Origin of the sequence: Bradyrhizobium sp. 27S5 (genome assembly GCF_037217225.1) — a bacterium.
Lineage (GTDB): Bacteria > Pseudomonadota > Alphaproteobacteria > Rhizobiales > Xanthobacteraceae > Bradyrhizobium > Bradyrhizobium septentrionale.
Window position 1 is genome coordinate 4,814,354 of record NZ_CP147714.1, and the last position, 14,043, is coordinate 4,828,396.

A 14,043-nucleotide genomic window follows, 5' to 3' on the forward strand; every position below is an offset into this window, starting at 1 on the left:
TAGAGCTCGCTTCAGTGCGCCGTCAGGCCGCCGGACGCTTCATCCGAAGCATCGGGCTTGACGTCGACCTTGCTGGCCTCCTCGTCCCAGACGATCGGCACGGGCACGCGGGTCAGCGCCTTGGCGACGACCTCATCCAGCCGCGAGACCGGAATGATGTCCATGCCGCCCTTGATCGCATCGGATATCTCCGTGAGATCCTTGGCGTTGTCCTCCGGGATCAGCACCGTCTTGATGCCGCCGCGCGCGGCAGCCAGCAGCTTCTCCTTCAGACCGCCGATCGGCAGCACGCGGCCGCGCAGCGTGATCTCGCCGGTCATCGCGACATCATGGCGGACCGGAATGCCGGTCATGACCGAGATGATCGCGGTGGCCATCGCCACGCCCGCGGACGGACCGTCCTTCGGGGTTGCGCCCTCCGGCACGTGAACGTGGATGTCGCGCCTGTCGAACAGCGGCGGCTCGATGCCGTAGACGATCGCGCGCGAGCGGACGTAGGACGCCGCCGCCGAGATCGACTCCTTCATCACGTCGCGCAAATTGCCCGTGACCGTCATCTTGCCCTTGCCGGGCATCATGACGCCTTCGATGGTGAGCAGTTCGCCGCCGACATCGGTCCAGGCCAGGCCGGTGACGATACCGATCTGGTCCTCTTCGTCGATCTCGCCGTAGCGATACTTCGGCACGCCGAGGAACTCTTCGATATTCGCCTCGGTGACCTTCACCGACTTCTTCTTGGAGATCATCAGCTCCTTCACCGCCTTGCGGGCGAGTGTGGAGAGCTCACGCTCCAAATTACGCACGCCCGCTTCGCGGGTGTAGCGGCGGATCATCAACAGCAAGGCCGCGTCGTCGATCGACCATTCCTTGGAGTCCAGACCGTGCTTGGAGAGCGCGCTCGGGATCAGGTGCTTGCGCGCGATCTCGACCTTCTCGTTCTCGGTGTAGCCGGCGATCCGGATGATCTCCATACGGTCCATCAGCGGGCCCGGAATATTCAGCGTATTCGCGGTCGTGATGAACATCACGTTGGAGAGGTCGTAATCGACCTCCAAATAGTGGTCGTTGAAGGTCGAGTTCTGCTCGGGGTCCAGGACCTCAAGCAGCGCCGACGACGGATCGCCGCGGAAATCGGCGCCCATCTTGTCGATCTCGTCCAGCAGGAACAGCGGGTTCGAGGTCTTCGCCTTGCGCATCGACTGGATGATCTTGCCGGGCATCGAGCCGATATAGGTGCGGCGGTGACCGCGGATCTCGGCCTCGTCACGCACGCCGCCGAGCGATACGCGCACGAACTCGCGGCCGGTCGCTTTCGCGATCGACTTGCCGAGCGAGGTCTTGCCGACGCCGGGAGGACCGACCAGGCACAGGATCGGTCCGGTCAGCTTGTTGGCGCGCGACTGCACGGCGAGATACTCGACGATGCGGTCCTTGACCTTCTCGAGCCCGTAGTGATCGGAGTCCAACACCGCCTGCGCGGCCTCGAGGTCCTTCTTGACCTTGGACTTCTTGCCCCACGGGATCGACAGCAGCCAATCCAGATAGTTGCGCACGACGGTCGCTTCCGCGGACATCGGCGACATCTGGCGCAGCTTCTTCAGCTCGTGCTGTGCCTTCTCGCGCGCTTCCTTGGACAGCTTGGTCTTGGAGATCTTCTCCTCCAGATCGGCCAGCTCGTCGCGACCTTCGTCGTCGCCGAGCTCCTTCTGGATCGCCTTCATCTGCTCGTTCAGGTAATACTCGCGCTGGGTCTTCTCCATCTGGCGCTTGACCCGCGAGCGGATGCGCTTCTCGACCTGCAGCACCGAGATCTCGCTCTCCATCAGGCCCAGCACCTTCTCCAGGCGCTGCGTGACGGACAACGTCTCCAGGATGGCCTGCCGATCGGCGATCTTGACCGCCAGATGCGAGGCAACGGTGTCGCCGAGCTTGGCGAAATCGGTGATCGCCTGGACCACGCCGACGACTTCGGCGGAGATCTTCTTGTTGAGCTTCACATAGCTCTCGAAGTCGGACACGACCGAACGCGACAGCGCCTCGGCTTCGACCGAGGTGGCGTCAGCGTCGGCGAGCGCGACCGCGGTCGCCTCGTAATATTCGCTGCGATCGGAATACTTCTCGACACGCGCGCGCTCGAGGCCCTCGACCAGCACCTTCACGGTGCCGTCGGGCAGTTTCAGGAGCTGCAGGACGCTGGCGAGCGTACCGGTCTCGTAGATCGAATCGGGTGCCGGATCGTCATCGGACGCGTTCTTCTGCGTCGCGAGCATGATCAACGCGTCGTTCTTCATCACCTCTTCGAGCGCTCGGATCGATTTCTCGCGGCCGACGAACAGCGGCACGATCATGTGCGGGAAGACGACGATGTCGCGGAGCGGCAGCACCGGATAGGAATGGCTTTCGCCGTGGACGATCGTTGGCCGGGGTTTTGAGGTCGTCATGGCCTTATCCTTTTGTTTTGCCCCCTTGCACGCAGTCCGCCTGCTTGCGCAACCGCCACAAGGTGCCTTGGTGATCCGGAAAAAGATTGCCGTCAGCAGTCGCTTATTCCGCATCGTAAAGCGACGAATCTCAACACATGAGGTCCCTCGCCGATAGCATTAGGTGGCTATCAGGCCGGGGGGTGTCAAGTCTGAGAAGTGCCCGGAAATTCAGGCTAAACAGGCATTTACTGCGATGCCACAAGGGCGCTGCTGCTGCGCCGCAACGGCCGCCGGATTGCCCGGCAGCCCTGCATTTTTGGCGGATAGAGACGAGCGCTTCTTAAGCGCTCGCGCTGCTCTCGACGGCGCGGTCGGAACGATCCGCGTAGATGTAGAGCGGACGCGCCGTTCCCTCGACCACTTCGCGCGAGATCACGACTTCCTCGACGCCTTCGAGGCCCGGGAGGTCGAACATGGTCTCGAGCAGGATGCTCTCCAGGATCGACCGCAGGCCGCGCGCACCGGTCTTGCGCTCGATCGCCCTGCGGGCGACCGCGCCAAGCGCCTCGTCGGCGAAGGTCAGCTCGATGTTCTCCATCTCGAACAGCCGCTGGTACTGCTTCACCAGCGCGTTCTTCGGATCGGTCAGGATCTTCTTCAGCGAGGCCTCGTCGAGGTCCTCCAGCGTCGCGACGACGGGCAGACGGCCGACGAATTCCGGGATCAGGCCGTACTTCAGCAGATCTTCCGGCTCGACGTGGCGGAAGATCTCGCCGGTGCGGCGATCCTCCGGCGCGAGCACCTGCGCCGCGAAGCCGATCGAGGTCGAACGGCCGCGCGCGGAGATGATCTTCTCGAGGCCCGAGAATGCACCGCCGCAGATGAACAGGATGTTGGTGGTATCCACCTGCAGGAACTCCTGCTGCGGATGCTTGCGGCCGCCCTGCGGCGGGACCGAGGCCACCGTGCCTTCCATGATCTTCAGCAGCGCCTGCTGGACGCCCTCGCCCGACACGTCGCGGGTGATCGAGGGATTGTCCGACTTGCGGCTGATCTTGTCGATTTCGTCGATATAGACGATGCCGCGCTGCGCGCGCTCGACGTTGTAGTCGGCCGACTGCAGCAGCTTCAGGATGATGTTCTCGACGTCCTCGCCGACGTAGCCGGCTTCGGTCAACGTTGTGGCGTCAGCCATGGTAAACGGCACGTCGAGGATGCGGGCCAGCGTCTGCGCGAGCAGCGTCTTGCCCGAACCGGTCGGACCGATCAGCAGGATGTTCGACTTCGCCAGCTCGACGTCGTTGTGCTTGGTCTGATGGTTAAGCCGCTTGTAGTGATTGTGGACGGCGACCGAGAGCACCTTCTTGGCATGGCTCTGGCCGATCACGTAGTCGTCCAGGACCTTGCAGATCTCCTTCGGCGTCGGAATGCCGTCGCGCGACTTCACCAGCGAGGATTTGTTCTCCTCGCGAATGATGTCCATGCACAGTTCGACACACTCGTCGCAAATGAAGACAGTCGGTCCGGCAATCAGCTTGCGAACTTCATGCTGGCTCTTGCCGCAGAACGAGCAGTATAGCGTGTTCTTGGCGTCGCTCGTGCCGACCTTACTCATTCATTATCTCCGTCCGCCGTTCGATCATTTGCCAGATCGACCCAATCCGGCACCAAACCGGAGCTTAAGGGTAGATAGAGCAAATTCCGTACCAAAAAAGAGCCTACGCAATACTGACCGTGCGAATCACGGTTTATTCGAATCTCCGCGATCTCGGCCGGCGCATTACAGCCAACCATGCTGGCACCCGACTATCAAGAATTCGCTAATCGGATGGCCGGCTCAAGACCGTGACAATACCGTGATTTTCAACGATCGCACGTGGAATACGCGCTGAAATCCTCGGAACGTTGCGGGATTACCACGCCAGCATAGGAGCACGAAACCGGAACTTTCCGCCCGCGCGCATGTACCTGCCGGCCGGTCCGCCCGTTCTGCTTTGCCGGTTATGTGAGGCGTCAATGTGGAGATCACACCGACGCCTCAGAGGCCTGTTCCGATCGGGCGGCCTTGTCAAGCAGCCTTCGCAGCCGACGGGTCTTCCGGACGCTTGTCGATGACCTTGTCGACGAGGCCGAACGCCTTGGCGTCCTCAGCGGTGAGGAACTTGTCGCGCTCGAGCGCGTCCTCGATCGCCTTGTAGGTCTGGCCGGTGTGCTTCACATAGATCTCGTTGAGGCGCTTCTTGAGATTCAGGATCTCCTGCGCGTGCAGCATGATGTCGGTGGCCTGGCCTTGGAAGCCGCCCGAGGGCTGGTGCACCATGATGCGCGAATTCGGCAGCGAGAAGCGCATGTCCTTCTCGCCGGCCGCCAGCAGCAGCGAGCCCATCGAGGCCGCCTGCCCCGTGCACAGCGTCGACACCGGAGGGCGGATGAACTGCATCGTGTCGTAGATCGCAAGGCCCGACGTCACCACGCCGCCCGGCGAGTTGATGTACATCGAGATTTCCTTCTTCGGATTCTCGGCTTCGAGGAACAACAGCTGCGCGACAGTCAACGTTGCCATGCCGTCTTCCACTGGACCGGTGACGAAGATGATGCGCTCTTTCAGGAGACGCGAGAAAATGTCGTAGGCGCGTTCGCCGCGATTGGTCTGCTCGACGACCATCGGCACGAGGTTCATGTAGGTTTCAACGGGATCGCGCATTGGGACAACCCAGGGGTTAGGGGTGATGCAGAACTTTAAGGCTTAACCCAGATATGGGCCAATTTCCGGCCGACAAGACCGGCACTAGCCATCCGGGCAGGTCTGCGCGCCTAGCGACGGGATCCGTCGCTAGGCGCGCTTTCGCGGTTCATCATTAACGCGAGGTGCCGGAATTAAGCGGCAGTTTTCTCGGCATCTTCATCCTTGAACAGCTCATCCTTGGTGACCTTCTTCTCGGTCACAGTGGCGAGCTCGAGGACGAAGTCGACGACCTTGTCCTCGTAGATCGGGGCACGGAGCTGGGCCAGCGCCTGGGCGTTGCTGCGGTAATAGTCCCAGACTTCCTTCTCGCGGCCGGGCATCTGGCGCGCGCGCTCGATCACGGCCCGCGACACCTCGTCGTCGGTCACTGTGATCTTGTTCTTCTCGCCGATCTCAGACAGCACGAGGCCGAGGCGGACGCGGCGGTCGGCTATCTTGTGGTACTCCTCCTTGGCCGCATCCTCGGTGGTGTTCTCGTCGGCGAAAGTCTTGCCGGACGAGTCCATCTCGGCCTTGATCGAGTTCCACATCAGCTTGAACTCTTCGTCGACCAGCGATGGCGGCGCCTCGAACTTGTGGCTCTCGTCGAGCCGGTCGAGCAGCGCGCGCTTGACCTTCTGACGGGTGGCGCCGGCGAACTCGGCCGTCAGGCGCTCGCGCGCGGCTTCCTTCAGCTTGTCGAGCGATTCGAGCCCAAGCGTCTTGGCGAACTCGTCGTCGATCGTGGTTTCACCGGGCGCCTCGATCAGGGTCGCGGTGGTCTCGAACTCGGCCGGCTGGCCGGCGAGCTTTTCGTTGAGGTAGTTCTTCGGGAACGGGACCTTGAGCGTGCGGGTCTCGTTGGTGCCGATACCGATCAGCTGCTCCTCGAAGCCCGGGATGAACTGGCCGGCGCCGATCAGGACCTGGATGCCTTCGCCGGTGCCGCCCTCGAAGGCTTCACCGTTGATGGTGCCCTTGAAGCTGATGGTGACGCGGTCGCCCTTCTCCGCCTTCGCATCTTCGGCCTTCGCATTGTACGGGCGGCTGCCTTCGGCGATGCGCTTGATGGCATCGTCGACGTCGGCGTCGGAGACATCGACCACCGGCTTCTCGACCGAGAACGACTTGAAATCGGCGAGCTGGATCTGCGGCACCACCTCGATCGCGACCGTGTAGGTAAGGTCGGTCTTGCCCGACAGCAGTTCCTCGACCTCGTCCTTCTCGGTCGGCATCGTGATCTTCGGCTCGCCGGCGAGGCGGAAGCCGCGCTCGGTGAAGATCTCGGTGTTGGTGTCGCGGATGGTCTGGTCGATGGTCTCGGCCATCACAGAGCGGCCATAGATCTTCTTCAGATGCGCCACCGGCACCTTGCCGGGACGGAAGCCGTTGAGACGGACCTTGTCCTTGAGGTCGACCAGCTTGGCGCCCGCCTTGGCATCGAGATCGGATGCCGGAACGCTGATCTTGAATTCGTGCTTCAGTCCCTCGTTGAGGGTCTCGGTGACCTGCATGGTATCAATCTTCTTCCGCTTTTGCCGCGGCCCGAGCGGCCGTTGCAGTGTTCAATCTGTTCGACGCGGAGCCTGGCGGCCTAACGTCTGTGGGTTCGGCGAACCGTCACCCCTTCGGGGCCAAAGGTTCTCCAAGGAATCGTCATGCAAACGCTGTAAGCGCTTGGTGCGGGCGGAGGGACTCGAACCCCCACAACTTTCGTCACTGGAACCTAAATCCAGCGCGTCTACCAGTTCCGCCACGCCCGCGAGAAAAGCATCCAATTCGGCCGCGGTGCCGCGGGCGGCGGGCTTATAACATGCGTCCACCGGTTCGCAGCAAAAAAATGGCCGCTGTGCAGCCCACCCTGCGACCGATCGCGACTGGACAGGCCCACTTGAAAATGGTCCGCATCGGCCGGATGGCAAGTCCCGAATTCCCTCCCGAATTTTCCCTCACCCGGCGCGACCTGATGGCCGCCCTCGGCGCCGCGGCGTTGTGCCCGGCTCTGCCGGCCGCGGGCTCGGCGCAGGGCCGGACGGCGGTCGCGCTGCAGGCCAAAACCGACCACATCCGGCTTCGTCCTGACGGTCCAGCGACTGAGGTCTGGTCGCTGGGCAGCGGCGACCTCCGCTTCAGGCGCGGCGAGGTGCTGGATGTGACGTTCGGTAACGAATTGCCGGTCGCAGCCGCGCTCGATTGCCGGGGGCTCGACGGCGTCCCGGCCGCGGAGCCGCTCGCCTCCCGGGCGCCGCTTGCCGCGGGGGCAAAGGATACCTTCCAGCTCCCACTTCGGCATGCCGGCACCTTCCTGTGCGAGCCGCTGCTCGGCAATGGCGGCACGGCCCCGGCGCGGCCGCGGCCGCTGATCGTGAGCGGCACCTCGCCGGTTGCGGTCGATCGCGACGAGGTCTTGCTGGTCGAGGAGTGGCGCCTGCGGGGGGATGGGAGCGCAATCCCACCAGGGGATGATCCAAAAGATAGCTCGGCGATTCAAACAATTAACGGCAAAACCTCATACGAGATCTCGGTACCGGCCAATGCCCGGCTCAGACTCCGCTTTATCAATGGCAGCCAACGCAGCGTGCTGGCGGTCAAGTTGGAGAACCTCGAAGTCCGGGTAATGGCGATCGACGGCCAGCCTGCCGAACCGTTTTCGGCCCGCAACGGCGCGCTGGTGCTGGCGCCCGGAAGCCGCACCGATGTCTTTGTCGACGCGGCCGGGACGCCGGGAACAAGCTTCCCGATCCTGCTGCACGACGGCAAGCAGGCCCGCCCGGTCGGCAGGCTCGCGATCTCGAACGATCCGCCGCTCCGGCCGGCGCCGTTCCCGCCTGCCCCGCCGCTTCCGGGCAACGACCTGCCCGCCCAGCTCGACCTCAAGAGCGCGGCGCGGTTCGATCTGGCATTGGGCACGCCGACCGAATGGTTCCAGCCGGCCGAGTTCAAACCGTCATCCGCCCCGGCCTTTCAGGCCAAAGCCGGCCGGCCGGTGGTGCTGGCGCTGACCAATCGCGGCGCGATCGCCAGCGTCTTTCGCCTGCATGGCCATCACTTCCGCCTGCTCGACCGGCTCGATGACGGCTGGAAGCCGTTCTGGCTCGACACGCTCGCGGTTGAACCGGGCCAGACCCAGCGCATCGCCTTCCTCGCCGAATATCCCGGCCGCTATCTGATCGAGCAGGTCGCGACCGACTGGGCCGCGCCGCGGCTCGTCCGATGGTACAGTGTCCAATAACAAGCATGAGGAAACGCTCATGAGCCAGACAGTTGCAGCGATTCGCGGAGTGAAGGCACGAAGCGTCGTGGTGCCGCTCAAGCGCCCCGTGAAGACCGCGTTCGGCGTGATCGATTCCGGCCCGCTGGTCCTGATCGATGTCGAGACCGATCAAGGCGTTTCCGGCCGCACCTACATCTTCGCCTACAGCAGGCTGACGCTTAAACCACTGGTTTATCTGATCGAGGAGATCGGCCGCGAGCTGGTCGGCAAGCCGGTCGCACCGTTCGACCTGATGAAGGCGATGGACGCCAAATTCCGGCTGCTCGGCGCGCAGGGTCTGGTCGGCATGGCCGTGTCCGGACTCGACATGGCCTACTGGGACGTGCTCGGCCAGCTCGCCGGCCGGCCCCTGGTCGAGCTGCTCGGCGGCTCGGTGAAGCCGATCAAGGCCTATGACAGCTACGGCGCGGTCGATCCCGTTGCCGACGAGCGTGCGCTGCGCCGCTCGCTCGACCAAGGCTTCAAGGGCATCAAGATCAAGGGCGGCGACGGCGACGCCGCCAATGACGAGCGTGTCGTGAAGGGCGTGCGCGCCCTGCTCGGCCCCGACATCGCGCTGATGATCGACTTCAACCAGTCGCTCGATCCGGCGGAGGCCACACGACGCATCGCGCGGCTTGCGCCCTACGATTTGCACTGGATCGAGGAGCCGGTGCCGCAGGAGAGCCTCTCCGGTCACGCAAAAGTCCGCGAGACCTCACCGACCCCGATCCAGGCCGGCGAGAATTGGTGGTTTCCGCGCGGCTTTGCCGAGGCGATCGCGGCCGGCGCATCCGACTTGATCATGCCCGACGTGATGAAGGTCGGCGGCGTTACCGGCTGGATGCAGGTCGCCGGACAGGCCGATGCCGCATCGATCCCGATGTCGAGCCATCTGTTCGCGGAAGTCAGCGCGCATCTGCTCGCCGTGACGCCGACCGCGCACTGGCTCGAATTCCTCGACTTCGCCGGCGCGATCCTCGCAAGGCCAGCCGAGATCACCGATGGCGCGGTGACCGCCCGCGGTCCCGGGCTCGGCATCGAGTGGAACGAGCCGGCGGTCGCGAAATATCTGGTGCCGTAGGTCGTAGGATGGGTGGAGCGCAGCGATACCCATCAACTTTCTTTCGACGCGGTGAGATGATGGGTTTCGCTGCGCTCCCCATCTACGCGCCCATGATCGTCGTGCGCTTCACCTTTGCGACGTATTCATGTAGGTCGTCAAGACATCGGAGCGCCCCATGTCCAACACCAACAAGCTGACGCTCAAGTTTCGCTGTCCCACGGAGCTTGAAGGCCTGATACCGCCGCCCGTGCCGGCAGCGCAGGGCGTTCCCGACTGGCTCAAGACGATGCCGGCGACCGCCTACAGCTCGATCAACCTGCACGACGAGGACACCATCAAGCGCTGTCCGCCGTTCGTGGATGCGATGACCTGCGGATTCCTGCTGCCGCTGGTTTGCGACCTCAGGGTCGAAAACGGCGAAATCACCTGGGACCAGGACCTGCCGCCGGGAGGCACGCCCGAATTTCCGCGTTCGCCGATCGGCTTCCACGACCCGGGTCAGGTCAGCGGCACGCCGCTGTTTGAAGAGGGCCGCTTCTTCATCAAATTCCACAATCTGTGGACCGTCGAAGCCCCGGAAGGCTACGCCGTCTACTTCACGCATCCCGTCAATCGCTTCGACCTGCCGTTCACCACGCTGAGCGGCCTGGTCAATTCCGACCTTTATGCCGACAACTGGGTGCACTTTCCGGCGTACTGGCACGACCGAAATTTCAAAGGCGTGCTCCCGAAGGGAACCCCGATCGCGCAATGCATTCCGGTCAAGCGCGACAGCTGGACCGCGCAGGCCTCGTCCTTCACGACGGACGAAGCCAAGCGCGTTGACGAATTCCGCGCTGAGCTCCGACGGCAGCCCAATCTCTACCGGAGAAACTTCAGGGCCTGAGGCGCCGCGAAAGCGTCTTCCGGGATTTCGCGGAAAGCGCTCAGCTCGATTCCACGCCGAGGAATTTCGCAGCCGCGCTCCGGTCGAAGAAGAAGCGGCCATGCGATGAGGCGGCCATCACGAACGCCGCGCGGCCCAGCAATTGAGGCTGGCCGCGCGTGACGGAGCGCAGCGCCGCCTCACCGGCATTGCGCTCGCCCTGCTCGAGAAGGCACGTGGCGAGGTGAGCGCGGACCGAGCGGTCGTCCGGATACTGCGCGAGCACCTGGCGGAAAGCATCGGCCGCAGTCGCGTAGTCGCCGTGCAGGATCAGGATCCGGCCAAGTTCGTTGACGACATCCGGCCGCCCCGGCGCGCTCTTGCGGGCGCTGGTCAAGACGTTCAGCGCTTTCGCGAGCTCACCGTTCTCGTGAAACAGGCGTCCCAGGCTGAGCTTCAGGTCGACATTGTCGGGCGCCAGCGCAAGGCCGGATTCGACGATGCCGATGGCGTCGCTACGTTGACCGACCTTGACGAGCTGACCCGCGAGTTCCTGGAACGAGGGAAAATAGGGCGGCCGACGCGCGACCGTACGGCGAAGCTGCGCGATGCCATCGGCCGCGCGGCCGGCGCCGCACAGCAGGGCGCCAAGCAGGGTCTCGACTTCGCCGTCGTCGCCGCGACGCGCGATCCGTTCCAGCGATGCGATCGCCTCGCCTCCCCGATCCTGTCCCATCAGGGCATGGGCCAGGAGAAGCGCCGCGTTCCTGTCGGTGCGGTTGGATTTCAGGATGCTGGCGGCGATCTGCTCGGCCTGAGCAAACTGTCGCGCCCGCAACGCCATTGCGCCTTGTTGCAGCGCCTGAGCGAGGAAATTGTTCTGCGTGGCACTCACGAGCGGGATTCACGGGATGCAAGGGAATGTCGTGGGGCTTTAGCCCGCCTCTTCCCACGCGTCCACCAAAAGTCTCGTGTCTGGGGGAGTGAGCACTTGGCGAGCCTCCCCGCGCCCTCCGCCGGAAGCGGAGGGATTGGATCTATGCGGGACAAGGATACGGCCGATCTTGTATGGTCGCGGCTGATCGGCGTGCCGCCGAACGAACCTGACACCATGTGACAGATCGGAGAACCAGGATGGCACAGTGTATCGTCATCGTTCAATTCGACCTCCCGAAGCGAACCGAGGAACAGGCCATCAAGGGCGGCATGGGCAGCGCGCCCATCTATCGAAATCTCGCGACAAAGGGGCTGATCCGCAAAGACTATCTCAACGGTGAGACCGGCACCGGCGGTGTTTACCTGTGGGAGAGCCGCGCGGCGGCCGAGGCCTGGTTCACCGAGGCCAAGATCGCAGAGCTGACTGAACGGTTCGGAGCCCGGCCGCGGCTGACCTGGTACGACACGCACGTCACCGTCGACAACCTCAAGGGCGAGACGCGGGTGAACCAATCCGCGCTGATTTCCGCCGCGGAATGAAAAGACGTCGGCAGCAGCTGCCTCCGGCGGACGCTCACGCGCCCACGCGCGTCCAGAGATAGCGCACGTCCGGCTCCTTCTCCTCGTTGCGGCTGCCGTCGGTCTGCTCGACTGGCGCAAAGCCGCGCGCCTCGTAGAAGCGGCGCGCCCGCACATTGCGCTGGAAGGTCCAGAGTTGCAGACGGTCCGCGCCCTGCCTCGCGATCTCCAGCAGCGCACCGCCGATGCCGCTTCCCTGCGCGGCAGGCAGCACGTAGAGCTGCTCGATCCAGTCGTCGCGGAACGCGATCACGCCGCTCATCGCCGCACCGTCGAACGCGCCCCACAGCGTGCACGCCGCAAACATCCGCTCGCGATAGAACCAGCGGTCTTCGTCGGGCGTATGCAGGCCGGCGAGCCACGGCAGCGCGTGATCGAACGCCGCCCGATGCACGCGTGCGGCGGCGTCCATGTCGGCAAGCGCGAGTTGCCTAATACTCAATCCCGAACTCGTCATAGAGGCGGCGGAACACGGCCGGCAGCACCTCGGTGAGATCCTCCGCGATCAGGCCGGGGCCCGCCTCGCTGGCGCCCTCGCCGTGCAACCACACGCCGATGCTGGCCGCCTCGAAGGCCGCGACGCCCTGCGCCAGGAAGCCCGCGATGATGCCGGCGAGCACGTCGCCGGCACCGGCGGTGGCGAGCCAGGGCGGCGCATTGGCGGCGATGGTGGCGCGGCCGTCGGGCGACGCGATCACCGTATCGGCGCCCTTCAGCAGCACCACCGCGCCGGAGCGCTCGGCAGCCGCGCGCACGCGCTCGAGCTTGGAGCGGCCGGGATGCTTGTTGGAGATATCGCTGAACAGCCGCGGAAACTCGCCCTCATGCGGGGTAAGCACCACCCCAAGGCCGTCGGCGGCCTTGATCGCCTCGAACAGCCGGTCCGGCGCGCCGGCAAAGCTCGTCAGCGCATCGGCATCGAGCACCAGATGCCGCTGTGCCGACAGCGCAGTGTGGACGAAGTCGCGGGTGCGCGCGCTGACGCCGGCGCCAGGTCCGATCACGCAGGCGTTGAGGCGCTTGTCATCGAGCAGTTCGGCGAACTGGATCGGATTGTCGACCGCGCGCACCATCACCGCGGTCAGCGCCGCGGCGTTGACGGCAAGCGCGTCGCGCGGCGAGGCCAGCGTCACGAGGCCCGCGCCGGCGCGCAGCGCCGCGCGCGCGGCGAGCCGTGCCGCCCCGGTCGAGGCGAGATCGCCGGAGACCACGACGGCATGTCCGCGTGCGTATTTGTGACCGTCGATCCGCGGCACCGGGAACGACCAGCGCCAGGCCTGCGGCAGGTTCTCCGCGGTCAGCGGCTTGATCTCGTCGAGCACCTGCGCCGCGATGCCGATATCGGCGACGCGAACCCGGCCGCAATACATCCGGCCCGGCAGCAGCAGATGCGCCGGCTTCTTGCGGAAGAAGGTGACGGTTTCGGTGGCCTGCACGGCCGCCCCCATGACAGCGCCTGATGTACCGTTGATGCCGCTCGGCAGGTCCACCGCCAACACCGGCGTACCGTTGGCGTTCATGGCCGTGATCATCTCCAGCGGATCGCCCTTCACCGGGCGATTGAGGCCGGCGCCGAACAGCGCATCGATAATCAAGGCGGGCTTGCCGAGCGCCTGCGGATTGAACGGCAGCACCGGATATTTCCAGCCCTTCGCCGCGAGCGCCGCGTCGCCCTGCAGGCTGTCGCGTTCGCAGAGCAGGATCACCGAGACCTCGCGGCCGCGCGCGGCGAGCTCGGCGGCGGCGACAAAGCCGTCGCCGCCATTGTTGCCGCGACCGGCGACCACGACGATCGGCCCCTCCTCGACCAGCTCCATCGCGGCTTCAGCGACCGCCTGGCCTGCGCTCATCATCAGCGAGAAGCCCGGCGTGCCGCCCGCGATGGTCAGCCGGTCGGCACGCTCCATCTCCGTCGTGGTCAGAACGTCCATGCCGAATCCTCAATCGCTTCGCCTTTTCGAGAGGCAATTCCTGTGACGTTCGCGGGGTTTCTACTAGCCGACTGCATATGGATTGATCTATTTGCCTATTTGTTAGGCTTGGATATCATAGCCCATGTGGTTCGATATCAGCCGATTGCCTGATAAAAGGCTGATAACATTCCGAAATCGGGGGCTTTCACAACTTGGCATAGACCCTGCTTTTGAGGAAGCCGCGCGCAGTGCCGCTCCATGCGACCATTGCGCGTGTTTCCGG

At 64.4% G+C, this 14,043-nt stretch carries 11 protein-coding genes and 1 tRNA gene; 4 read left to right on the forward strand and 8 right to left on the reverse strand.

Annotated features, from left to right (window positions below):
• Positions 1 to 11: 11 nt before the first annotated feature.
• From lon to WDM24_RS22545, 5 genes are all read right to left on the reverse strand, one after another.
• Entirely contained in the window at positions 12 to 2,441 is a 2,430-nt protein-coding gene (lon, locus tag WDM24_RS22525; RefSeq protein ID WP_338689000.1) for an endopeptidase La, read from the reverse strand.
• Between the two features lie 322 nt (positions 2,442 to 2,763).
• Complete coding sequence (gene clpX, locus WDM24_RS22530; protein WP_029082873.1) at positions 2,764 to 4,038, reverse strand: ATP-dependent Clp protease ATP-binding subunit ClpX; 1,275 nt, start codon at positions 4,036 to 4,038, stop codon at positions 2,764 to 2,766.
• 453 nt (positions 4,039 to 4,491) lie between these two features.
• The gene (locus WDM24_RS22535; protein ID WP_029082872.1) at positions 4,492 to 5,127 is read right to left on the reverse strand and encodes an ATP-dependent Clp protease proteolytic subunit; all 636 of its coding nucleotides are present in this window, start codon (positions 5,125 to 5,127) and stop codon (positions 4,492 to 4,494) included.
• A gap of 173 nt (positions 5,128 to 5,300) precedes the next feature.
• Positions 5,301 to 6,662, reverse strand: a complete 1,362-nt coding sequence (gene tig, locus WDM24_RS22540) for a trigger factor (RefSeq protein ID WP_338826969.1) — start codon at positions 6,660 to 6,662, stop codon at positions 5,301 to 5,303.
• Positions 6,663 to 6,826: 164 nt separating this feature from the next.
• A tRNA-Leu gene (locus WDM24_RS22545) sits at positions 6,827 to 6,911 on the reverse strand.
• A 134-nt stretch (positions 6,912 to 7,045) separates the two neighbouring features.
• On the opposite strand from WDM24_RS22545, the gene WDM24_RS22550 reads away from it, so the two are divergent.
• The 3 genes from WDM24_RS22550 (at position 7,046) to WDM24_RS22560 (ending at position 10,353) form a co-directional block, all read left to right on the forward strand.
• Entirely contained in the window at positions 7,046 to 8,380 is a 1,335-nt protein-coding gene (locus tag WDM24_RS22550) for a multicopper oxidase family protein (protein ID WP_338832429.1), read from the forward strand.
• Positions 8,381 to 8,399: 19 nt separating this feature from the next.
• Positions 8,400 to 9,485: an enolase C-terminal domain-like protein gene (locus WDM24_RS22555; protein ID WP_338826971.1), complete on the forward strand. Its 1,086-nt coding sequence runs from the start codon at positions 8,400 to 8,402 to the stop codon at positions 9,483 to 9,485.
• A 157-nt stretch (positions 9,486 to 9,642) separates the two neighbouring features.
• Positions 9,643 to 10,353: a hypothetical protein gene (locus tag WDM24_RS22560; protein WP_338826973.1), complete on the forward strand. Its 711-nt coding sequence runs from the start codon at positions 9,643 to 9,645 to the stop codon at positions 10,351 to 10,353.
• Between the two features lie 40 nt (positions 10,354 to 10,393).
• On the opposite strand, the gene WDM24_RS22565 is transcribed toward WDM24_RS22560, so the two are convergent.
• Positions 10,394 to 11,176, reverse strand: a complete 783-nt coding sequence (locus WDM24_RS22565) for a tetratricopeptide repeat protein (protein WP_338832430.1) — start codon at positions 11,174 to 11,176, stop codon at positions 10,394 to 10,396.
• 290 nt (positions 11,177 to 11,466) lie between these two features.
• Between WDM24_RS22565 and WDM24_RS22570 the strand changes: the two genes are divergently transcribed.
• A complete protein-coding gene (locus WDM24_RS22570) occupies positions 11,467 to 11,808 on the forward strand; it encodes a monooxygenase (RefSeq protein ID WP_338826975.1) in 342 nt (113 codons plus the stop codon).
• Positions 11,809 to 11,842: 34 nt separating this feature from the next.
• On the opposite strand, the gene WDM24_RS22575 is transcribed toward WDM24_RS22570, so the two are convergent.
• Complete coding sequence (locus WDM24_RS22575) at positions 11,843 to 12,304, reverse strand: GNAT family N-acetyltransferase (RefSeq protein WP_166296115.1); 462 nt, start codon at positions 12,302 to 12,304, stop codon at positions 11,843 to 11,845.
• Positions 12,279 to 13,778 carry an NAD(P)H-hydrate dehydratase gene (locus WDM24_RS22580; RefSeq protein WP_338826977.1) on the reverse strand — a complete coding sequence of 500 codons (1,500 nt, stop codon included), beginning with the start codon at positions 13,776 to 13,778 and terminating at the stop codon, positions 12,279 to 12,281. Before WDM24_RS22580 ends, WDM24_RS22575 begins: the two co-directional genes overlap by 26 nt.
• Positions 13,779 to 14,043 lie beyond the last annotated feature (265 nt).